The organism is Brevibacterium metallidurans, from assembly GCF_037101285.1.
Lineage (GTDB): Bacteria > Actinomycetota > Actinomycetes > Actinomycetales > Brevibacteriaceae > Brevibacterium > Brevibacterium metallidurans.
In genome coordinates, this window is the sequence record NZ_BAAAAF010000003.1 from 112,308 (window position 1) to 134,159 (window position 21,852).

Below are 21,852 nucleotides of genomic sequence, written 5' to 3' on the forward strand. Positions count from 1 at the left end.
CTAGAGTAGTGCTGTCATGAAAGAGTCAGTCTCGGCCCGACTACGGCGCCTCGCGGTGGAAGCCTTCAAATTCCTCACTGTCGGCGGGGTGGGCTTCGTCGTCGACGTCGGACTCTCCAACATCCTGAGCTTCGGGCTCGGTCCGGTGCCTGCGCTGCTTGACGGCAGCCCCATCAAGGCGAAGATCATCTCGACGATCGCGGCGATGATCGTCGTGTGGATCGGTAACAAGCTGTGGACCTACGGGGACCGGACGACCGATTCGAACCTGCGCGGCATCGTCCTCTTCATCGTCGTCAACGTCGTCGGCATGATCATCTCCGTCATCCCGCTCGGCGTCACGTGGTACCTGCTCGACATGCGCGACCAGCTCACGTACAACATCTCGACGAACGTCATCGGCATCGCCCTGGCCATGGCCTTCCGCTTCTACGCCTACCGCACGTGGGTGTTCAAGGACCAGGCCCCCGCCGCCGAGGTGGTCGTCGAGCTCGACGACTCCAGCACCGTTCCCGGCGAGCGGGCTTAGGGCCGGTCAGCGGCCGCTGCCTGACGACGAGCCCGGTGTGGTGGTATCTCAGCGCCCGTAGCGGATCCTCCGGTAGACGCGGATGACCGGAGTCGGCGTGAACGTTCGGGCCTCGGCACGCATGAGCATCCGCTTCTGCTTCCAGATCGACCGACGGCGGTCCGGCAGCTGCCGAGTGCGAGCGCGGAGCGCGAGCAGTCCGAGGCTGCGGCGCAGACTTCCGTCGTCGTCGTGGAAGTAGTTCTCCGCCAACCACGCCCGGTTCGGGAAGCCGATTCGACCCGCGGCGACGTCAGCAAGCGTGCCTTCAGCGCCGGAGTCGGCATAGACCTCGTTGAGAAGCTCTCTGTCGAACCCGAAATCGGAGATGAGCAGGGTCGGGATGCTGCGGTCGATCGATTCGAGTGCGGCCGTCGAGGAGACGGTGACGAGAGCGGCGCCGGGGGTGAGGAAGGCCGTGAGCGGGCCATAGCCGATCTCGAGGCGATCCGCTCCCGGAACTCCTTGGGCCTTGAGGCTCGCGATGATGTCGAAGTACGAGTGCTGTTCGTGGTGGGTTTCGTGCTCGCCAGGACGGGAGCGCATCTTGACGATGGCCCGTGACTCGGGATGTCTGTCGGCGAACGCGGCGAGCGCCGTGATGATCGCCTCGCGGTTCTCAGCGGCCGCCGGCACTTTCGCCTGTGGCGCGAAGACGAGCGACCGGGGGGCAGTGGACAGCTCTCGCGGTGACGGCGGCTGAGGCACCGATTCCGAGCGGAGCATCGGCAGCCGGCCGAGGAGGATCTCTGCCGGTACCCGACGCATCGCGCTCACAGCCCGGTATTCGCCCACCTCGGTGAAGGAATGGGCGAGGAAGGCGTCCATGAGTCGGCGGTAGTTCATCCCTTTGCCGCTCGCCGGCAACCCCATTCCCGGCAGTCCGGATACGAGCGCGGGACGGGGGTCGAGTGCGCTTGCGGTGAGGAAGAGCTGGGCGACGATCGGCCCCGTTGCGGCACCGAGGACGATGTCGGGTCGGTGACGGGAGAGGACGGCGCCGAGTTCGCTGCGGGGAACGACAGGGATGTCGTGGCCCTCCCAGGCGGTCTCGGCGACGGCGTTGGCGATCTGCTCGTCGGTGGGCAGGATCGGATTGTCGAGGAGATAGACGTGCGCTTCGACGTCGGGCAGGGTGCTCAGCAGCTGTGTCGCCCACTTGAGGTAGGACTCGCTGTCAGAGACGGAGACGATGCTGATCGGCTCATGCGCAGGATCGCCTGCGCCGACCGGATGTGCCGCCCCCGACGGGCTTTCGGCAGGTGAGGGGACGACAGTGTCGGCGACCTCGACTGCGGTCGCCGCGAACTCTGGCTGGTGGGCGGGGGATTCAGGTTTCGTCATCACCGGTGACCGTTTGGGCGTTGAGGGACGTTCGCAGACTATCGGGTGAGGCGCCGGTCCACCATTCGGCGGGGACCTCGGTGACCTCGATGCGCACATCCGGGTTGAGCACCGCCAGGGACACGGCCGCGGTGCTCGGGAGGCTGCGGATGACGGAATCGGCGGGCAGGTTGATCAGCCGCAGTTCGATCGGCAGGCCGACGTGCTTGATCCGCACCCGCTCGTCTCGGCCGAGGGCGGCGAGGAACTCATCGGTCTCACGCCGGTGCGGATAGTAGGTGATGGGACCGTCTGAGATGATCCCCTGCAGCCAGCCCAGATAGTCGGCTTCGCGAATGAGGCCGTCGGCGGCGAGCGAGGACCCGATGACCGGGGTGTCCCGTGAATGGCTGCCGCCGGTGGGCAGGGACTGGAGGTGTTCGAACCGGTGGCGGGTGATCTGGCCGCCGGTGCGCAGGAACGCGTTGCGCAGGGACTTCGGCACCGGCAGTGCGGTGTGCCAGCGCAGCCGACCGGCGTTGGCCAGTCCGCGCAGCCGGTCGGCGACGTAGGCGGCCATGACCTCGCGAGAGGGTTTGAGCTTCTGCCGGGGGCGCACGAGCGGTCCGCGCTTGGCGGTGAGGGTCTCGATCGTCGAATAGGTCGCCAACCCGTCGTCGAGGACGACGATCTCGGGCATGCGCCTCTCCAGGTAGGCCATCGACAGGGCCTTGTGCACCTGCCCTGAACAGGCATCGCCTACGTAGATCCGCTGCGGGGAGACCTTGCGGAGGATGCCGGGCTTCGCCCCCTCACGGTCGAGGCGGACGCGCTCGGGCAGCCAGGCCGGGTCGAACGCGTCGAGGAACGAGGTCATCCCCTTCGCGTTCGCTCGGGCCCGGATGAGCAGCTCTTCGTCCGGCTCGTGGGCTTCGAGTGCGGAGAGGAACTGCAGGGGCGATTCGACGAAGGCGATCGCGGTCCGCTTCGACGTCTTCTTCGCCATGCTCAGGTGCGCCGCCCGGTCAGCTTGGCGACGTCGATCTTGATTCCGCGCTTGTCGAGCTTCGTCAGCGCCGTCTTCGCATTCCTGCGCAGAATCCGCTTTCCCGTCCTCAACACGCGTCCGCGAGCCGAGGCCTCGAGACTGCCCGGCAGTTCGAGTCGGGTGAGTCGTTTGCGCTTGAAGTACACCATGTCGTCCGTCCCGAGAGCGTCGGTGAGGAACCGAGCGGCCGGCTCTCGCAGATGCCACATGATGTTCGCCTGCATGCAGTAGGTCACGGCGTCGATGAGGGCATTGAATTCGCGCAGTCCTCGACCGTCGGCGCTGTCTTCGAGTGCGTAACCACCGCGGTGGAGCGCGTCGACGATAGTCAGGGGGATGCGGTTGCTGTTCTGATACGGGGCGATCCGTTCGAGGAGCAGCTTCGTGCCCACTGCGGCGGTCTCGGTTCCGAACAGCGCCTGCGTGGTCACCAGCCCCGTCGAGAAGCACGATACGACGAGGCGGGGCTGCGTCCTCGACGCCACCACCTCGGCGAGGACGGGCACATCGGCGAGGACGAACCGCAGTCCCAGGGTCTCCGCGCGCCGTCTGAGCGGCTCGGCGACGGTTCGGGCGGATGTCGGGTGCGGCTTGAAGACCACCGTGCTCAGGCCGCGGCGCTTCACCTCATCGAGCATGTCGAGGTGGAGCTGGATCTCCTCTTCTTCGGTGATGAGTTCGATTTCCGCGAGATACTGTCCGAGGACAAGAGCGCTGTCGTCGATCGGGTTCGCCAGGCCCGCGGCTGCGAGTGCGCCATCGGATTCGCGTGCCATTTCCTCGACGACCGGTCGGAGCTCATCAACGGTCAGGGCGACGCGATTCGGAGCATGTTCGGCGAGCTGACGTGGCATGACCCCTGGCAGCAGATCGGTGTAGTGAACGTTCTCGAGCCGCTGCCACAGCGGACGTCCGAGCGGGTTCCGGACCGGTCCGTAGCTCATGAGGCCGTCGGAGTGCACGGAGATGGGAGCGTCGGCGAAGATCTGCGTAAGGGCGTGGGCAGGGTGGCCGGGCAGCGATTCGACGACAAGGGAGATGTCCTCGTCGGGCGACAGCGACCACAGCCTCTCGAGCAGGGTGCGCATGATCGGGGCACGAGTGGGCGAGACCCCGAACTGCTTGGGGTGGCTCGGCCAGATGGCCGCGTTCCAGTCGACGACGGAATCGAAGCGGCTGAGCAGGGTCGAGGAACCGAGCAGCTCAGTTGCCGCCGGCGTGATCTCAGGCGCATAGGCATTGTTGGCCACAACCAGGATGCGGCGTTCGTCGGCCGCCCCGAAATGGCCGGCATCGATGTTCGCGGCGACGTTGGCGAGCTGGTACAGGGTCGAGATCTGGATGAGCTGTGTCATGCGTGTGCCCTCCTCAGGACCGGGGCGATGACCGGTACTCGGTCGTCGCCGAATCTTTCGACCACTCGATCGACCAGCTCGGGTTTGATCATCTTCACGTTCGTGGTGGCACCGGCGAACAGCTTCTGCTTCACCTCTGAGCTCATCTGATCTGATCGTTTGACGAGCTGGTGGTAGAGGATCGACAGGAAGTTCCTCACGGCTTTCGTCTCGAATTCGTCGACCTCGGGGTCGTTCTCGAGCATCGCGAACACGGTCCGGAATGCCGGGATGAAATCGAGCTGCCGTTCGTCGTAGATCGAGGTCAGCGACGTCGACATTCCCTTGCGGTAGCACAGTCCCGCCGAGTTGATGACGGCGAACGAATCGGATTCGAGGTGCTGTCGCCAGGTCCATGGCCGGTCCTCGCAGGTCCGCAGCGCAGGATCGAAGGTGAGCAGGCCGCGATCGGCCATGCTGCGAGTGAAGATGCCTGTCCAGCACGCTGGGTAGTCGACCATCGTCGGCATGTTCGCGGGCATGATGTAGTCGCGTGGGTTCAGCGGCCGGTTTCGGACGGCGCAGGGTGCCTGATTGAGGCTGCGTTTGGTGCCTTCGACAAGGACATAGTCGATCTTGACGAAGTCGACGCCGAGTCCGTTGATTGCGTCAGTCATCTTCCGCAGGTGTCCGGGCGCATACCAGTCGTCGCCGTCGAGATAGGTGATCGTCTGCCCGGTCGACGCCTCGAGCGCAAGGTTGCGCGAAGCCGAAACTCCGAGCGAGGCGGGGTTCTCGATGGTCACCAGGTTGAGTTTGTCGTCGAATTCGGCGATGACCTCGGCCGAATGATCATCCGAGCCGTCGTTGACGACGATGACTTCGAGTTCATCGGGGGTGAACCCCTGCATGGTCAAGCTCTTGAGACTGCTCCCAATGGTGTGCTCGGCGTTCTTCGCCGCGATGATGACACTGGTCAGGGGAGTGGTCATGGGGTCCTTTCACTGCTGAGCACGTCCGCGGGAGACCACCGCACGTGCATGGGCTCAGATGATGGTAGACACGGCCGAGTAACAGCAGGTGACGACGAGGTTAACGGGGTAGGCCGGAGTGTTCACCGAAGGTTGTCCTCGCTCGTCCTGGGGCTGCAGGTGAGACGCATGGACACAGAACCGCCCCGACGGACTTCTGCACGTCGGGGTGAGAGATCGCAGACGAGAGCCACCTCGGCGCGCTCGCCCCTCGCTTTGAAGATCGTGCGCGCCGAGGTGGCTCAGCCGTCAGCTCAGACCGTGACCTTGCGCAGGGAGTCGATCTTCGACTCCTCACCGGGCATGATGCGCTTGACGCCGTCGCCCATGGCCTTCTCGAGGACACGGACGCCCTTGACGAGGGAGGCGAACTCGCGCGGCTCCATCGACGCGGACTGGTCCGAGCCCCACATCGAGGAGTCGAGCGTGATGTGGCGTTCGATCGTCACCGCGCCGAGTGCCGCGGCGGCGAAGGAGATCTCGAGGCCGAGCTCGTGGCCCGAGTAGCCCACGGGCACGCCGTAGCGTTCGATCATCGCCGGGATCGCCCGGAGGTTGACCTCCTCCGGGGGCAGCGGGTAGGTCGAGGTGGCGTGCATGAGGACGAGCTTGTCGCGGTCGAAGACCTCGACGGCGGCATCGAGGGTGGCCCAGTCGGACATGCCCGAGGAGCAGAGGACGGGCTTGCCGGTCGCAGCGATCGCGCGCAGCAGCTCGAAGTCGGTCAGGGACGCCGAGGCGACCTTGTAGGTGAGGGCGTCGAACTCGTTCTCGAGGAAGTCCACGGAGTCGGTGTCCCACGGGGAGGCGAACCACTGCAGGCCGAGTTCCTTCGCGTAGCGGTCGATCTCCGCGTACTCCTCGCGTTCGAACTCGACGCGGAACTTGTAGTCGAGGTAGGTCATCTCGCCCCACGGGGTCTGCCGCATCTTCGACTTCTGGTGCTCGGGCACGGCGACGTCGGGGTTGCGCTTCTGGAACTTCACGGCCTGAGCGCCGGCCGTGGCAGCGGCATCCATGAGCTGCTTGGCGATCTCGACGTCACCGTTGTGGTTGATGCCGATCTCACCGATCATGTACACGGGCTGATCGGGGCCGACGAGCTGGTCGCCGAAGGCCACGGGGGTGATGTGATCCGTCATGAGTCCTGCTTTCGTTTCAGACGCGGGATGGTGTGTCCGCGCCGGGTGGGGTGGTGCGCTTGCATGTGAGGTTGTGTGGTCGTCGGGGGCGGGTCCGCCTCGCCGAGGAGGCAGAGGCCCTGTCGTGGTCGTGTCCGCCTCGCCGAGGCTGGGTGCCGGTCGGTGCCGCGTGACCGGTCCGTGCCGTTCAGCTGCGGACCGGGATGAGGTCGCAGACCTCCCGGACTGCGCCCCGCCCGCCCGGCCGGTCGAGGACCACCCGGGCTGCCGCGAGCACCTTGGGATGGGCGTCGGCGACGGCGATCGGCCATCCGACGACGTCGAAGGCTTCGAGGTCGTTGATGTCGTTGCCGACATAGGCCACGCGTGCTGCGTCAAGGCCCTGCTCGTCGATCCACGACCGCAGGACCTCCGATTTATTGTCGACACCCTGGGTTACGTGAACATGAAGTTTCTCCGCCCTGCGGGTGACGACTGGGTTGCGTTCCTTTGAGAGGATCATGACAGGCAGACCTGATCGGACGAGGCGGGAGACGCCCATGCCGTCGCCGCGGTGGACGCGGACGTGTTCGTTGCCGTCCTCGTCGACGTAGGCCCCGTCGTCGGTGTGGACGCCGTCGAAGTCGGTGACCAGTGCGTCGACGTCGATGACCTGCGCGGTCTCCTGAGTCGAGGCGATCGCACGGACCAGGGTGAGGTCGGACATGTCGTCGATCTCGTGGGCGTGTTCGGGCGGGACCTCTTCGATGCCGACCCGGCCGAAGAACCGGTGCCCGTGCTCGAGGAGGCCTGCGGTGCGCATGACGTAGAACGCCCCGGTCTCGTTGTAGTGCTGCGGCCGGTCCTGGCGGCGGGGCCGGAACGACTGGTCGTGGCCGACGGCGACCGCTTCCCCGTCGCCGCCGAGGCGCCAGAGGAACGAGTGGTCGGCGACGGCTGAGAAGACGACGTCCTCCGTCTCGTCGCGGACCCGGCACACCGCGTTGTCGATCGACGCGGAGTCGATGAACGGGGAGGTGCACTGGAGGAAGACGGTGATGCCGTAGTCGGCGTCGAGGGTGCCCAGGGTGTGGATGATCGCGGATTCGCTCGTCGCGGTGTCCCCGGCGATCTCCGCGGGACGGTGGGACACCTCGGCGCCGGCCCGGATCGCCTCCGCGGCGATGCCGTCATGGTCGGTGGAGACGATGACCCGGTCGATGCTCGGGGTGGCCTTGGCCGCGTTGATCGCCCTGGCCAGGAGGGAGACGCCGGCGACCTTCTGGAGGTTCTTCAGGGGGATCCCCTTGGATCCTCCGCGGGCCGGGATGATGGCGACGACCCCGGGTCCAGGGTGCGGATCCGTGCCGGTTCCGGTGGCGTTCGCCGAGGTGGGAGCTGGGTGGTTCAGTGTCGCTTCGTCAGTCACAATGCCTCGACGCTAACGACGGGCCGTGTCCGGGAGGTGAACGATCGGTGTCGGCGAGGCGACCGCGTCATGTCCGGTTCAGGTCAGCGCCAGGTGACGTTCCACATCCGGTTGTTCCAGGCCTCGAACGGGATGACCTCGCCGGTGTAGATCGGCCAGAAGTAGGCGAACGCGAGGACGGCTGCGACGAGGACGAGGCCGACGGCGAGGCGGCGGGCGAGCAGCGGCCACGGAGGTCGGCGGAGCCTGCGGCGGGCACCGGACGAGGCACCGGTCGGGGCGTCGGGTGACTGCGCGGTTGGCGGAGTCGGGGCGGTCGTCTCGGCGGGGGGCGCGGAGGTCGGTGACGCTGCGGTCGTCGCGGTGGTGGGCGACGCTGCGGTCGTCGCGGTGGTGGGCGTCGGTGACGCTGGGGAGGGCATCGGGGTGCGCGGGGTGAACGCGGGGTACGGCGTCCGGCGACCCCACAGCAGCGCGAGGCAGTAGACGAGCGCGAGGACGACGAAGGGGATCATGACGATCGTGTAGAAGGTGAAGATCGTCCGCTGCTGGTAGGCGAACCACGGCAGCCAGGTCGCGGCGAGGCCTGCGAGGATCACGCCGGCGCGGGCGTCTCGGCGCAGGATCCATGCGGCGAGGACGATGAGGAGGGCGACGGGGGCGAATCCCCAGATGATCGGGTTGCCCACCGAGATGATCGCCGAGGAGCACTTGACCGCGGTGCAGCCGAGGTCGCCCTGGCTCAGCGACTCGTAGTAGAACGAGGTCGGCCGCCACTGGACGATCCAGCCCCACGGGTTCGACATGTACGGGTGTTCGGAGTCGAGGCCGACGTGGAAGGAGTACGCCGTGTAGTGGTACTGCGCGAGCGAGGGGATCCAGTCGAGCCAGGACGGCAGAGCCTGCCACCAGCCGGGGGTCTCGGCGGCCCATTGACGGTTCCAGCCGCCGTCGGTGACGATCCAGCCCGTCCATGTCGCGACGTAGGCGACCAGGGCGGTGGGGACGAGTTTGAGGAAGTCGGGGACGATGTCGCGCAGGAACGATCCCAGCCAGGGGTGGACGACGCCAGCGCGGAAGCGGGAGTGGACGTCCCACGCGACGACGAGGATGCCGAAGGCCGCGAGTGCGTAGAGGCCCGACCATTTGACCCCGGTGGCCAGGCCCAGGCTGATGCCGGCGGCGATGAGCCAGGGACGCGCGCCGAGGCGGGGCCCGAAGTTGATGAGGTCGGCGCGCCGGGCGGCGGGGGACTTGCGGCCTCGGGCGGTGGTGGCAGTGGTCGCGGTGGTCGTTGTCGCTGGGTCGGTGGTCGAGGCGGGCGCGGAATCCGGGTCGGGCGCAGAGGCGGCGGTCGCCTCGGCGGGGGGATGGTCGACGTCGGCGGCCCAGCGGGCGAGGCGCTTCGTCACCTGTTCGCGGTCGAGGAGGAGGAGATAGAAGGCGAGGAGGATGAAGGCCATGAGCACGATGTCGAGGAGGCTCGTGCGGGAGTGGACGAAGTGCTCGCCGTCGATGGACAGCAGGCCCGCGGCGACGCAGGCGAAGAACGCGGAGCGGAAGAGCTTCCAGGCGACGAGGCCCATGAGGAAGACGGTGAGGGTGCCGACGATGGCGACGGAGAAGCGCCAGCCGAACGAGTCGTCGGCGCCGAAGAGGTCGATGCCGAGGCCGATGATCCATTTGCCGAGCGGGGGATGGACGACGTACTCGGGGGCGTTCTCGATGACGCTGGGGTCACCGGCGTTGAAGGAGGCGTCGGCGTTCTCGGGCCAGGCGCGCTCGTAGCCGAAGTTGACCACCGAGTACGCGTCCTTGACGTAGTACGTCTCGTCGAAGATGAGGCGGCCGGGGAAGCCGAGGCGGAAGAGGCGCAGCACCAGGCTGATGAGGGTGATGATGATGAGGGCCGGCCACATCCAGACCGGGGCCTTGGTCGCCCACATGCCGGCGGCGAAGGACTGTCGGCGCAGTGCCGCGGCACCGGCGAGGACGGTTTCTCGCTTGCGGGCCCGGTCCTCGCGGGCACGGGCGCGCTCGTCCTTGGCGGGGCGGCCGGTGGAGTTCTTGGAGGCGCCAGGGGTCGCGTTCTCGGGGGAGCGCGGAGCCGTGGTGGTTGCCGTTGCGGTGCGGGTCGACGCGGAGCCGTCGGACTGCTCGGGGTCGGGGGTCGACGCTGGGTCCGAGCTGGAGTCCGGGTCGGACGGTCGCCTCGGCGATGGGGGATCTGCGGGTGCTGTCATCAGGGCCAAGTCTAGGGCGCGAACCCAGGTGGGACGCTCAGCCTGGGCGGGACCGTGTCTCCGGCAGGTGACGCAATACCGTGCGGGCCCGGTGGCGGCTAGGCTTGGGGGACAGCAGGTCCGTGCACGAGCGAAGACGGTGATGAAAGTGTCGTACGACCGCCCGAGCGACCCTCCGCGGGTCGGCTCACAGCACTTCGGTCAGTCTCAGCCGCCCCTCGAATACGGTCCCGTGCCGGATGACGGGCAGGTGCGCTACGGCGGCGGCCAGTACACGGACTACGGTCAGTACCTCGACTCCGTCGGCCAGCCGGATCCGCAGCAGTCGGGTGCGGCATACTCAGGTGCGCCGTACTCGGGTGCGCAGTACGGTCAGATGGTGCCCGCGCAGCCCGTCTACAGTCAGCCGGTCACGTACGGCACCTATGGGGCGCCGATGGTCGTGATGACGAAGACCAACGGGCTGGCGAACTGGTCGATGATCATGGGGATCGTGGGATTGGGCGGCGGGTTCGTCGTCATGATCCTCTCGCTCGTCCCCATCATCCAGTACTTCGCGAGTCTGCTGTCGTTGGTCCTCTGGATCGCTCCGATCCTCGCAGTGATATTCGGCCATGTGGCGAAGAGTCAGATCAAGCGCAGCGGAGAAGGCGGCAGCGGGCAGGCCACGGCCGGTCTCGTCATGGGCTACATCAGCATCGGGCTGGGCCTGTTGCTGATCGTCTTCCTCCTCTTCGTGGTCGCGCTCCTCGGGGTCAGTTTCTTCGGGTCGACGGTCTTCTGACAGCTTCGGCCGGCGGGCCTCGGTCGGCGGCCTCGGTCGACCGCAGGTCGAGGTCTTCGGCCGGCGGCTTCGACCGGCGGCCTCGGGCGATCGCAGGTCGAGGCTTTGAGCCGACCGCCTCGGTCGGCGGTCTCGGACGACCGCTTCGAACGACTGCCTCGGACGACCGCTTTGACCAACGGCCTTGAACGACGGCTTCGACCGACGGCTTTGACCAACGGCTTCGATCCGAGGTGGGTTGTGGCACCACTGCTGACGGCAAGCCGCGGCGCCCGCCTGTCGAGGCTGGGAGTCGGAGATGCAGGATTGCAACACTCTCGCCTTTCTCGGGGATGATTGTCTGAGTACCGTTGGTGGTGAACCGCACCGTTGGTGGCGAATCCGAGGAGAAGAAGACATGAGCAGCCAGAACAACTGGAACAATCCGGACATGTACTACCAGCAGCCGCAATCCGGCCCGCCCGCGAACAGCTACCAGCCCGCGAACGCCGGCAGCGGCTATGCTGCGTCGAGCTACGGCAGCGCCGGACCCGGCTACCAGCCGCTGCCCCCGAACAACACGCTGGCGATCATCGCGCTCGTCGCCTCGATCTTCGGCGTCGTCTCGAGCTTCTTCATCGCAGGCATCGCCGGCATCGTCATGGGACACATCGCGCGCAAGCAGATCCGTGAACGCGGCGAACGCGGAGACGGCATGGCGGTCGCCGCCCTCTGGGTCGGCTACATCGGCACGGCGCTGTGGATCCTGTTCTGGGTCGTCTACGTGCTCTTCTTCGTCGTGATCCTCGGGTTCGGCCTGTTCGCGGGCACCTCGTCCTACAGTTGAGCAGTCGACTCCACCCGCGCTCGAACGATGAGGGCCGCGCGGACGGACCGACAGGCGCCGCCGACGGCTCGATCGCTCCGGCAGGCGAGCCGTCGACGGCTACCGACGCGACTGCCCCGGGCATCGACGATGACGACGCTCTCAACTCCGTGCACTCTGCCGGCCCCCGCCTCCTCGCCGGCACAGGCGGGAAGCTCATCCTCGTCGGGACTCCGATCGGCAACCTCGGCGATGCCGGGCCCCGGATGATGGAGGCCATCGAATCCGCCGACGTCATCGCCGCCGAGGACACTCGCCGGTTCCTTTCGCTGGCACAGAGGCTCGGGCTGACTCACACGAAGCGCGTCATCAGCGTCTTCGACCACAACGAACAGGGTCGCGCCCCCGAGATCGTCGACCTCATCCGCGCAGGTCAGACCGTTGTCCTGCTCAGCGACGCGGGAATGCCGGCCGTCTCCGATCCCGGCTACCGGGTGGTCAGAGCCTGCGCCGAGGCGGATCTCCCGGTCAGCGCGACCCCCGGGCCCTCGGCGGTGCTCATGGCGCTCGCCGTCTCCGGCCTGCCGAGCGATCGCTTCAGCTTCGAGGGATTCATCCCGCGCAAGTCGGGGGCGAGGACGTCGCTGTTCGAAGAGCTCAAGACCGAGAAGCGCACGATGGTCTTCTTCGAAAGCCCCCACCGGATCGCCGACACCATGGACGATCTGCTTGCCGTCATCGGGCCGGATCGGCCGATGAGCATCAGTCGGGAGCTGACGAAGACCTTCGAGGAGACGCTGCGCGGCACCGTCGGCTCCCTCCGCGACGCCGCTGCCGAGGGTCTGCGCGGCGAGCTCACCCTCGTCCTCGCCGGCGCCACGGCCGTCGAGACGGAGCCGGAGGACCACCTCGGCGAGATGGAGGTTCTCGTCGAATCGGGCGTGCGGGCGAAGGAAGCGGCAGGTCAGATCGCCAAGCGCTTCGGTCTGTCCAAGCGCGAGATCTACGAGGCCTGGCTCCACCGCGCCTGAGGCGCGGGGCCCGTCCCCGGCGCCGACTTGTACGTTCTGCCCTGTGGACGGTCACAGCTCAGGTGAGTGTGGAGAGCTCAGTTCGTGAACTGGGCTGTGCAGATTCACGTGAGCTGCACATGCGTCGTTCGGCTGTGACGCCGGGTGCCGGTGGGCGTGGGCGGGCAATGCCCTGCCGCGATTGGAGATTCGGCGGACGGACGCACCTGTGGATGACCGCGTCGACTCGTGTGCGATTCGCCTGTGGAGGCTCGAGGTCTGTCAACAGCTCGGAATTTCAGCAGTGCGCTCGACGACCGTGGTGATCACAGTGGAGGGATGAATGCCCGAATCGAACTCAGGTACAACGTCGTCACCAATCGAGACCTCAAAGCGGTGGGCGTGTCCAGCACAGAGATCAGTCGTGCGGTCAACTGCTGCCTGATCAGGTTGTGTGCCGGTGTCTACTCGATTGCCGCCGCGTGCGGCAGGCCGCAGCACAAGCGGATTGGTTCGCTGATCACCGACACCGAATGGACGGACTACTTCCGAACTACTTCGGGAGACGAGCGCGCGAGAGATCGCCAGTTCACCTCTCTGCTGGCCCGTCTCCAGGCGATCCACTATAGGAGCTACCGGTCTGCCGACGTCGTGGCCGGTGCGTCCGCGGCACTGCTCCACGACCTGCCGATGTTCGACCTGGCCCTCCGGCCGTTGACCGTCATGCATCCGACGGCGAGCACGAGAAGCACGGCCATTCGCCGCCTGCGGCGCGCGGTGCCAGCCGAGGATCGGGAGGCCATCGGACGTCTGACGGTGACCAGTGCGGTGCGCACCGGGCTCGATCTCATCGAGTTCGGCGGCCCGGTGTCGGGGTTCGCGGCACTCGAAACCGTGCTGCGCCGAAGCGTCACAGCGGCGAACGGAGGCAGAGCGCTCGCCTTCTCTGACTCTCGGAAGGTGCGAGAACTCGGTTCGACGGCGGTCGAGGCCGAAGTGATGCCCGCCGTGCGGCGATTGACTCGGGGGTCAGCTCGGGCGCAGAGGATCGTGGAGCGGATCTCGCCGATGTCGGAGAGCTACGCGGAGAGTCGCTGCTCATTCAACTTGCATACCCTGGGCCTCCACGACTTCGTCCAGCAGTGGAACGTCGCCGCCGACGGAGAGCTTCTCACCCGTCTCGACTTCCTGCACAGGGCGACCATGACTGCTCTTGCGGTCGACGGCAGCGGCAAGTACGAGGACGCCGGACGCGGTCGCCTCCGACACGAGAGCTATCAGCACAACATGCTGCTGAAGATGGGCTACACCGTCGTGCACTTCACTTTTCACGACATCCTCAACCCACAGGTCTTCGGCCTCAAGCTGTTCGAACAGGCTCCTCGCCTCCTCGAGTTCCGGATCGACCCGCTCGTGCTCTGAGTGTTTCCGGTTCTGAGTGTCTCCGGGCCCCCACGACCCTGCGGAACCAGCGTGCGTGCCATCAACGGTCGGTGTCTCGATGATGGCCACGCGCCGAATCCGGGTTGCAGCTCACTTGAGTCTCCACGGCACAGTTCGTGAACTGAGCTCTCGAGATCCAAGTGAGCTCAAACCCGGTACTGCCTCGCTCGCCCGCCCGCCCGGCCGCGGACTGCGCCCGCCCGCCCGGCCGTGCACTGCGCCCGCTCGCTCACCTGGCCGCCCGGCCGTGGACTGCGCCCCGCCCCGCCAAGCCCGCCCCCGCGCCGACTGCGTACCCGCCGCCCCACACCTCCAGTCCACCACCCCCGGACCGCGTCGACTGCGTACCCGCCACCCCACACCTCCACCCGCCCCCTCCCCGGACCCCGTCGGCCCTGCCGCCGCGCGTCCTTTAGACTGAGTGGCCTATGGGTTACTACGTGACAACAGCCATCGCCTACCCCAATGGGGCCATCCACATCGGGCACGCGTACGAGTACATCGCCGCCGACACGATCGCGCGGTTCAAGCGCCTCGACAACCACGAGGTCTTCTTCGCCACCGGCACCGACGAGCACGGTCTCAAGATGCTCCAGGCGGCGAACAGGCTGGGCATCACCCCGAAGGAGCTCGCCGACGACAACGCGAAGAGCTTCCGCGACACGCAGCTGGCCCTGGGCTCGACGTTCGACCGGTTCATCCGGACCACCGACCCCGACCACTACGCCGCCTCGCAGGCGATCTGGCGCAGGCTCGAGGAGGCCGGTGACATCTACCTCGACTCGTACTCGGGCTGGTACTCGGTGCGCGACGAGGCGTTCTACACCGAGGACGAGACCGAGGTCGTCGACGGCGTGCGGCTGTCGAAGGAGACCCGCACCGAGGTGACCTGGACGGAGGAGGAGTCCTACTTCTTCCGCCTCTCGAAGTACCAGGAGCCCCTCCTCGAGCTCTACCGTGACCACCCGGAGTTCATCGGCCCCGACTCCCGCCGCAACGAGGTCGCGTCGTTCGTCGCCTCCGGACTCAAGGATCTCTCGATCTCGCGCACGACCTTCGACTGGGGCGTGCCCGTGCCCGGCAACGACAAGCACGTGATGTACGTGTGGATCGACGCGCTGACGAACTACCTCACTGCCGCGGGCTACCCCGACGACCTCGAGCGGCTCGAGAAGTGGTGGCCGGCCGACGTCCACATCATCGGCAAGGACATCATCCGCTTCCACAGCGTCTACTGGCCGGCGTTCCTCATGTCCGCCGGCATCGAGCTGCCCCGCCGCGTCCACGCCCACGGCTTCCTCTTCAACGCCGGTGAGAAGATGTCGAAGTCCGTCGGCAACGTCGTCGACCCCATCGACCTCGTCGACGCGTTCGGCCTCGATACGCTGCGCTTCTTCCTCCTGCGCGAGTTCTCCTACGGCCAGGACGGCTCGTACACGAAGGACTCGATCATCACGCGCAAGAACGCCGACCTCGCCAACGAATACGGCAACCTCGCCCAGCGCTCGCTGTCGATGATCGCGAAGAACTGCGACGGCCAGGTCCCGCAGCCCGGTGACCTCACCGAGGCGGACGAAACCCTGCTCGCGCTCGCCCGCGACACTCTCGCCACGGCGCGCAAGCACATCGACACCCAGAGCCTCCACCTCTACGTCGACGCGTGCTGGAAGGTGCTCACCGAGGCCAACCGCTACTTCTCCGCGCAGGAGCCGTGGAAGCTCAAGAAGACCGATCCCGAGCGCATGGCCACCGTGCTGTGGGTGACGATCGAGGTCGTGCGCATCGTCTCGATCCTCATCCAGCCCGTCATGCCCGAATCCGCAGGCCGGATCCTCGACCTCCTCGGTGTTCCCGCCGGAGTCGCCGAGGCGGGGGCAACGGTCCTGCCGACCGCGACGGAATCCGGTTCCGGCGCCGAGGTGATGGACACCGTGACCGCGAGTGCCGCCGTCGGCGTCGCCGCAGGTGCGGCCTTCGCCGGTGCCGGCATCGCGCCGGCCGCCGCCGAGGCCACCGAAGGCGGGATCGCCGCCGCCGAGGTGGATCCCCGCTCGTTCGCCGCCATCGACTTCCCGCTCGTGCCCGGCACCCCGCTGCCCACGCCGGTACCGGTGTTCCCGAAGTTCGTGGAGGAGGCGGAGTAATGGCGTCGCGTGCCGCTGGAACCTATCCTCCGGTGCCCGAGCCCCTGCCGCACCCGATCGTCGACACCCACACCCACCTCGACATCTGCACGGGTGTGCGGCTGCCGCTCGGCGCGGGCGAACCCGCCCCCGAGGTCGCCCCGGCCGAGACCGAGGAGTTCCCCGACCTCGACTTCTTCTTCGACACCGCCGAGGCGGCCGGAGTGACGCGGATCGTCCAGATCGGCTGCGACCTTCCCGCCGCCCGGTGGACGACTGCGCTCGTGGCCTCGCAGTATGCCGGTGCCGCAGCGCTCACCGAAGTCACCCCCGAGGTGGCCGCGCGGGTTCCGACGCCGCCGACTCCCGGGCGGACGTGGATGCTCGGGGGAGCGGCGCTCCACCCGAACGAGGCGCCGCGGCTCGCGCAGCGCGGCCTCCTCGACGATGCGCTCACCGAGATCGAGACGCTCGTGGTCAGCAGCGATCGGATGCGCGTGGTGGGGGAGACCGGGCTCGACTACTTCCGCACGGGAGAGGACGGCATCGCCGAACAACAGCGGTCCTTCCGCGCTCACATCGAGATCGCCAAGCGCACCGGTCGGGCACTGCAGATCCACGATCGTGAGGCCCACGCCGACGTCCTGCGCATCCTCCGCGAGGAGGGTGCGCCCGAGGTGACGATCTTCCACTGCTTCTCCGGCGACGAGGCGATGGCCCGCGAGTGCGCCGAGCACGGCTACTTCATGTCCTTCGCCGGCAACATCACGTTCAAGAACGCCGACGAGCTGCGCCGGGCCGCCGCCTCTGCACCGCTCGAGCTCCTGCTCACCGAGACCGACGCACCCTTCCTCACCCCGCACCCGTACCGGGGGAAGCCCGGAGGCCCCTACCTCACCCCGATCACCGCGAGGATGCTCGCCGGGGTGCGGGGGATGAATGCAGGCGACCTCGCCGAGGCGGTGTGGGCCAACGCCGAGACCGCGCTCGGCGGCTGGGACTGAGCGACCGCCTCGGCTGGGACTGAGCGATAACCTCGGCGGCTGGGACTGAGCGACCGCCTCGGCGAGGATCCGGGAATCCGGGAGTCTGTGAGATTCCTGTTACGGTTTCGTGATCTTTTGCAAGCGATGTAACGAATCGGTTACAGTGGATGAGTCGCAAACAGCTGATCAACTCTGCTCGGGGATATTTCTGTGATTGATTTTCTCAAGAACCGCAAGGTGCAGATCGCCGCACAGGCGGTCGTCATCACCGGACTCGTCGGTGGTACGGGTGCCGTGCTCACCATGAACAAGCCGGTCACCCTCGAGGTGAACGGCAAGGCCGAGGAGATCCGCACCTTCGGCGGCACTGTCGGTGAGATCCTCGACAGTCAGAACATCGACATCGACAAGCGCGACCAGGTCAAGCCCGGCGTCGACGCGAAGATCAACCGCGATATGACGGTCACGGTCAACACGGCCAAGGACGTCTCGCTCACCGTCGACGGCAAGAAGACCGACGAGTGGACCAACGCGAACACCGTCGGCCAGGCGCTGGCAGACCTCGGCGTCGACGCCAAGGACGCGCAGCTGAGCGCCGAGGCGAGCGACAAGCTCAAGGTCGACGCCCCCACGAACATCGACGTCACCACGGCGAAGGCGCTCACCGTCGTCGCCGACGGCAAGGACGTCAAGGTCACCGCGCCCGTCGGCACCGCCGGCGATGCCCTCGAAGAGGCCAAGGTGACCCTCGACAAGGACGACTTCCTCTCCGTGCCCATGAACGCAGCCGTCACCGACGGACAGGTTCTCACCGTCAACCGGGTGGAGAACAAGACCGTCACGGAGAAGGAAGACATCAAGCCCAAGGTCGAGAAGAAGAAGTCCGACTCCCTCTACGTCGGCGAGACCAAGGTCGAGGACAAGGGCAAGACCGGTCAGAAGGAAGTCCAGTACCAGGTCAAGACCGTCAACGGCGATGAGGTCGAGAAGGAGAAGAAGGGCGAGAAGGTCCTCACCGAACCTCAGGCCAAGGTCGTCATCGAAGGCACGAAGAAGAAGGAGTCCTCCTCGGGCGGCTCCGACTCCGGTTCGGGCGACAGCGGCTCCGGCTCCGGTTCCGGAGATGGCGGTTCGAGCTCCGGTGGAGGCGGATCGATGTCGACCGAGGAGATCAAGGCGATGCTCGGCGGACCCGGCTCGAAGTGGTACCAGGTCGCCAAGTGCGAGTCGAACTTCAACCCGCGGGCGGTGAACAAGCAGAACAACGCGCACTTCGGTCTCTTCCAGTTCAAGCTCGCCACTTGGCGCAGCGTGGGCGGCTCGGGCAACCCGATCGACGCCAGCCCGCGTGAGCAGTTCGACCGTGCGAAGACGCTCCAGGCCAAGGCCGGCTGGGGACAGTGGTCCTGCGCCTGACCTGACCCCGCCGAGGCGGCTGATGCTTCCCGACGGGAGCTCACCTCCCGACGAGAGCAGAAGCGACGAGGGACTCCGGAATTCCGGGGTCCCTCGTCGCATCTCTGCGCCCGCACTCGGCGCCCCGAGACTGAGCTTTCGCCGAGAGCGTGAGGTTTTCCTGGCACTCGAGTTGACCGAGTGCTAAAGGAGTCATAGAGTCGAATTAGCACTGACGCTCAGTGAGTGCCAGTTTCATGAGACGGTCGAACACCTCGGCACCCGCGACGACGAGAGGTTCCTCAGGCAGCAGCCGCCGTCTGTCTTCACAAGAATTGAACCCAGCGAAGGGAGAGAGCCCGATATGTCGGTCTCCATCAAGCCACTCGAAGATCGGATCGTCATCCGTCAGGTCGAAGCAGAGCAGACCACCGCCAGCGGTCTGGTCATTCCCGACACTGCCAAGGAGAAGCCGCAGGAAGGCGAAGTCGTCGCAGTGGGCCCCGGCCGCGTTGCAGACAACGGCAACCGCGTTCCCGTCGACGTCGCCGTCGGCGACAAGGTCATCTACTCGAAGTACGGCGGCACCGAGGTCAAGTACGCCGGCGAAGAGTTCCTCGTGCTCTCGGCTCGCGACGTGCTCGCCGTCATCGGCTGAATCCCCTGAATCACTGACATACGACTGAGACAGGAGGACGAATGCCTAAGAATCTGGAATTCAACGACGAGGCCCGTCGTTCGCTCGAGAAGGGTGTCAACACCCTCGCCGACACCGTCAAGGTGACGCTCGGACCCCGCGGCCGCAACGTCGTTCTCGACAAGAAGTGGGGCGCCCCCACGATCACCAACGACGGCGTGACCATCGCCCGTGAGGTCGAGCTCGACGATCCCTACGAGAACCTCGGCGCTCAGCTGGCCAAGGAAGTCGCCACCAAGACCAACGACATCGCCGGTGACGGAACCACCACCGCGACCGTCCTGGCCCAGGCCTTCGTCAACGAAGGTCTGCGCAACGTCGCCGCAGGCGCCGCCCCCGGCGCGCTCAAGCGCGGCATCGAGACCGCCGTCGAGGCCGTCTCCGAGGAACTCGGCTCCATCTCCCGTGATGTGGCCGGCTCCGAGGAGATCGCGCACGTCGCCGGTCTGTCCGCCCAGTCGGAGGAGATCGGCTCGCTCATCGCCGACGCCTTCGACAAGGTCGGCAAGGACGGCGTCATCACCATCGACGAGTCCCAGGCTTCCGATGTGGAGCTGGAGATCACCGAGGGCATGCAGTTCGACAAGGGCTACCTGTCCCCGCACTTCGTCACGGATGCGGACCGCCAGGAGGCGATCCTCAATGACGCGCTGATCCTCATCAACCAGGGCAAGATCTCCAACATCCAGGAGCTCCTGCCCGTCCTCGAGAAGGTCCAGCAGGCCGGCAAGCCGCTGTTCATCATCGCCGAGGACATCGAGGGCGAAGCGCTGTCGACGCTGGTCGTCAACAAGCTGCGCGGCATCCTCAACGTCTGCGCCGTTAAGGCTCCCGGATTCGGTGACCGCCGCAAGGCCATCCTCGAGGACCTCGCCGTCCTCACCGGCGGGCAGGTCGTCACCCCGGACATGGGCATGAAGCTCGACCAGGTCACCCTGGACGAGCTCGGCAACGCCCGGACCATCACCGTCACCAAGGACACCACCACCATCGTCGATGGTGCCGGTGCCGATGACGCCGTGGCTGGTCGCGTCGCCCAGATCCGCTCCGAGATCGAGAACACCGACTCCGACTGGGACCGCGAGAAGCTGCAGGAGCGCTTGGCCAAGCTCTCCGGCGGTGTCGCCGTCATCAAGGTCGGCGCCGCCACCGAGGTGGAGCTCAAGGAGCGCAAGCACCGCGTCGAAGACGCTGTGTCCGCGACCCGTGCAGCCATCGAGGAAGGCGTCGTCGCCGGCGGCGGTTCGGCTCTCATCCACGCCGCCAAGGTGCTCGACGGCAAGGACTTCGGCCTCGACTACGACGGTGCCACCGGTGTGGAGATCGTCAAGCGCGGAATCGTCCAGCCCCTGCGCTGGATCGCCGAGAACGCCGGCCAGGACGGCTACGTCGTCGTGTCCAAGGTCCAGGACCTCGAGTCCGGCCAGGGATACAACGCCGCCACCGACTCCTACGGCGACCTCATCTCCGCAGGCATCATCGACCCGGTCAAGGTCACCCGTTCGGCTCTGCGCAACGCAGCGTCGATCGCGGCCCTCGTGCTCACCACGGAGACCCTGGTCGTGGAGAAGAAGGACGACGAGGACGAGGACTGACCTCCTCCCCTCACAGGCGGAGCAGTTCGCCTGAGGCCTGAATGAGCGGCCCGGACCATCAAGGTCCGGGCCGTTCGTCTTCCTTCGCCGAGGCGGTCGTGGAGTTCCGCAGGCTCCCGGCGGCGCGACGCGTATCCCACCCCGCCGAGGCGGTCGTGCCGTCGGGGTCCCCGCTCGGTGCCGTCATCAGGGCTGTTGCCGTCTGACGTGATGAGTGCCATACTCGTTGACTGTTGAAACCTGAATCATCTCTTCGAGGACGAGGACCAGTGGCCCATCGGGACAGCGCGCGAGCTCGCGCGAACACGGCGCAGCGGCGTGCGCGCATCGAATACGCCGCCCGCTTCGTCGTCGCCGACGGAGGCTTCGCCGCTGCCAGCATCAACGCCGTCGCCCGCGCCGCCGCGTGCAGTCCGCGGCACATCACGAGCTTCTTCGACAGCCGCGACGAGCTGCTGCGCACGGTCTTCGCCAATGCCGCCGGCCATGAGCTCGAGGTCGTCACCGAGGCGGTCGATGCATGCGGCACCCCCGACGAGGTCGTCGGCGCCGTCGTCGAGGTCTTCATCCGCCGTTCCGTCGCCGGCCGCGGCCTCGCCTACGCTCTGCTCATCGAGGATGTCCCCGACTCCGTCCAGCGCGAACGCCGTGCCCTGCGTCGGGGATACGTCACGGTGATCGCGGCAGCGCTCAAGCGCACCTTGGGGCTGGACTATCCGGCCGAGGTGTTCGCCCGCTCGCTCGTCGGCGCGATCGCCGAGAACCTCGTCGATCTCCTCGACCCTGCCCGGTCGAACCCGAGTGCCCTCGAAGTCGAATGGCACATCTCGACGATCGCGACCTATGCGCGGGCGGCCCTGACCGCGCTGCCGCGCGACAATGCCCCGATTGCGGTGGCCCCGGCCGCGGGCTGACAT

At 66.9% G+C, this 21,852-nt stretch carries 19 protein-coding genes; 11 read left to right on the forward strand and 8 right to left on the reverse strand.

Translation table 11 applies throughout. The features are described from left to right. The first annotated feature begins 16 nt into the window (after window positions 1-16). Window positions 17-529, forward strand: a complete 513-nt coding sequence (locus AACX88_RS05360; RefSeq protein ID WP_339392070.1) for a GtrA family protein — start codon at window positions 17-19, stop codon at window positions 527-529. 48 nt (window positions 530-577) lie between these two features. Here AACX88_RS05360 and AACX88_RS05365 read toward each other — a convergent pair whose 3' ends face one another. The 7 genes from AACX88_RS05365 to AACX88_RS05395 form a co-directional block, all read right to left on the reverse strand. After that, window positions 578-1,912 (reverse strand): DUF6716 putative glycosyltransferase, encoded by a 1,335-nt coding sequence (locus AACX88_RS05365; protein ID WP_339392071.1) that lies wholly within the window; start codon window positions 1,910-1,912, stop codon window positions 578-580. Next, the gene (locus AACX88_RS05370) at window positions 1,899-2,897 is read right to left on the reverse strand and encodes a polysialyltransferase family glycosyltransferase (protein WP_339392072.1); all 999 of its coding nucleotides are present in this window, start codon (window positions 2,895-2,897) and stop codon (window positions 1,899-1,901) included. Before AACX88_RS05370 ends, AACX88_RS05365 begins: the two co-directional genes overlap by 14 nt. A gap of 2 nt (window positions 2,898-2,899) precedes the next feature. Next, a complete protein-coding gene (locus tag AACX88_RS05375; protein WP_339392073.1) occupies window positions 2,900-4,294 on the reverse strand; it encodes a polysialyltransferase family glycosyltransferase in 1,395 nt (464 codons plus the stop codon). Next, window positions 4,291-5,265 carry a glycosyltransferase family 2 protein gene (locus AACX88_RS05380; RefSeq protein ID WP_339392074.1) on the reverse strand — a complete coding sequence of 325 codons (975 nt, stop codon included), beginning with the start codon at window positions 5,263-5,265 and terminating at the stop codon, window positions 4,291-4,293. Before AACX88_RS05380 ends, AACX88_RS05375 begins: the two co-directional genes overlap by 4 nt. Window positions 5,266-5,558: 293 nt before the next feature. Further along, a complete protein-coding gene (locus AACX88_RS05385) occupies window positions 5,559-6,446 on the reverse strand; it encodes an N-acetylneuraminate synthase family protein (RefSeq protein WP_339392075.1) in 888 nt (295 codons plus the stop codon). A 187-nt stretch (window positions 6,447-6,633) separates the two neighbouring features. Next, window positions 6,634-7,854, reverse strand: coding sequence for a cytidylyltransferase domain-containing protein (locus AACX88_RS05390; RefSeq protein WP_339392076.1), 1,221 nt, complete (start codon window positions 7,852-7,854; stop codon window positions 6,634-6,636). A gap of 83 nt (window positions 7,855-7,937) precedes the next feature. Next, window positions 7,938-10,097, reverse strand: coding sequence for a dolichyl-phosphate-mannose--protein mannosyltransferase (locus AACX88_RS05395; RefSeq protein WP_339392077.1), 2,160 nt, complete (start codon window positions 10,095-10,097; stop codon window positions 7,938-7,940). Between the two features lie 142 nt (window positions 10,098-10,239). Here AACX88_RS05395 and AACX88_RS05400 point away from each other — a divergent pair, with 142 nt between their 5' ends. The 9 genes from AACX88_RS05400 (at window position 10,240) to groL (ending at window position 20,935) form a co-directional block, all read left to right on the forward strand. Then, window positions 10,240-10,881: a DUF4190 domain-containing protein gene (locus AACX88_RS05400; protein ID WP_339392078.1), complete on the forward strand. Its 642-nt coding sequence runs from the start codon at window positions 10,240-10,242 to the stop codon at window positions 10,879-10,881. 397 nt (window positions 10,882-11,278) lie between these two features. Then, on the forward strand, window positions 11,279-11,707 hold the full coding sequence (locus AACX88_RS05405; protein ID WP_339392079.1) for a DUF4190 domain-containing protein: 429 nt from the start codon (window positions 11,279-11,281) through the stop codon (window positions 11,705-11,707). Beyond that, the gene (rsmI, locus tag AACX88_RS05410) at window positions 11,704-12,717 is read left to right on the forward strand and encodes a 16S rRNA (cytidine(1402)-2'-O)-methyltransferase (protein WP_422614407.1); all 1,014 of its coding nucleotides are present in this window, start codon (window positions 11,704-11,706) and stop codon (window positions 12,715-12,717) included. The genes AACX88_RS05405 and rsmI overlap by 4 nt, the downstream gene beginning before the upstream one ends. Window positions 12,718-13,035: 318 nt before the next feature. Continuing rightward, entirely contained in the window at window positions 13,036-14,118 is a 1,083-nt protein-coding gene (locus tag AACX88_RS05415) for a hypothetical protein (protein ID WP_339392080.1), read from the forward strand. A gap of 449 nt (window positions 14,119-14,567) precedes the next feature. Beyond that, window positions 14,568-16,283 (forward strand): methionine--tRNA ligase, encoded by a 1,716-nt coding sequence (gene metG / locus AACX88_RS05420; RefSeq protein WP_339392081.1) that lies wholly within the window; start codon window positions 14,568-14,570, stop codon window positions 16,281-16,283. Further along, on the forward strand, window positions 16,283-17,266 hold the full coding sequence (locus AACX88_RS05425; protein WP_339392082.1) for a TatD family hydrolase: 984 nt from the start codon (window positions 16,283-16,285) through the stop codon (window positions 17,264-17,266). The genes metG and AACX88_RS05425 overlap by 1 nt, the downstream gene beginning before the upstream one ends. A 192-nt stretch (window positions 17,267-17,458) precedes the next feature. Continuing rightward, complete coding sequence (locus AACX88_RS05430) at window positions 17,459-18,664, forward strand: ubiquitin-like domain-containing protein (RefSeq protein ID WP_339392083.1); 1,206 nt, start codon at window positions 17,459-17,461, stop codon at window positions 18,662-18,664. Between the two features lie 343 nt (window positions 18,665-19,007). After that, complete coding sequence (groES, locus tag AACX88_RS05435) at window positions 19,008-19,301, forward strand: co-chaperone GroES (RefSeq protein ID WP_339392084.1); 294 nt, start codon at window positions 19,008-19,010, stop codon at window positions 19,299-19,301. Between the two features lie 41 nt (window positions 19,302-19,342). Then, window positions 19,343-20,935 (forward strand): chaperonin GroEL, encoded by a 1,593-nt coding sequence (groL, locus tag AACX88_RS05440; RefSeq protein ID WP_063249386.1) that lies wholly within the window; start codon window positions 19,343-19,345, stop codon window positions 20,933-20,935. 58 nt (window positions 20,936-20,993) lie between these two features. Here groL and AACX88_RS05445 read toward each other — a convergent pair whose 3' ends face one another. After that, the gene (locus tag AACX88_RS05445) at window positions 20,994-21,122 is read right to left on the reverse strand and encodes a hypothetical protein (protein ID WP_339392085.1); all 129 of its coding nucleotides are present in this window, start codon (window positions 21,120-21,122) and stop codon (window positions 20,994-20,996) included. Window positions 21,123-21,204: 82 nt separating this feature from the next. On the opposite strand from AACX88_RS05445, the gene AACX88_RS05450 reads away from it, so the two are divergent. After that, the gene (locus AACX88_RS05450; RefSeq protein ID WP_339392086.1) at window positions 21,205-21,849 is read left to right on the forward strand and encodes a TetR family transcriptional regulator; all 645 of its coding nucleotides are present in this window, start codon (window positions 21,205-21,207) and stop codon (window positions 21,847-21,849) included. The last annotated feature ends 3 nt before the right edge of the window (window positions 21,850-21,852 follow it).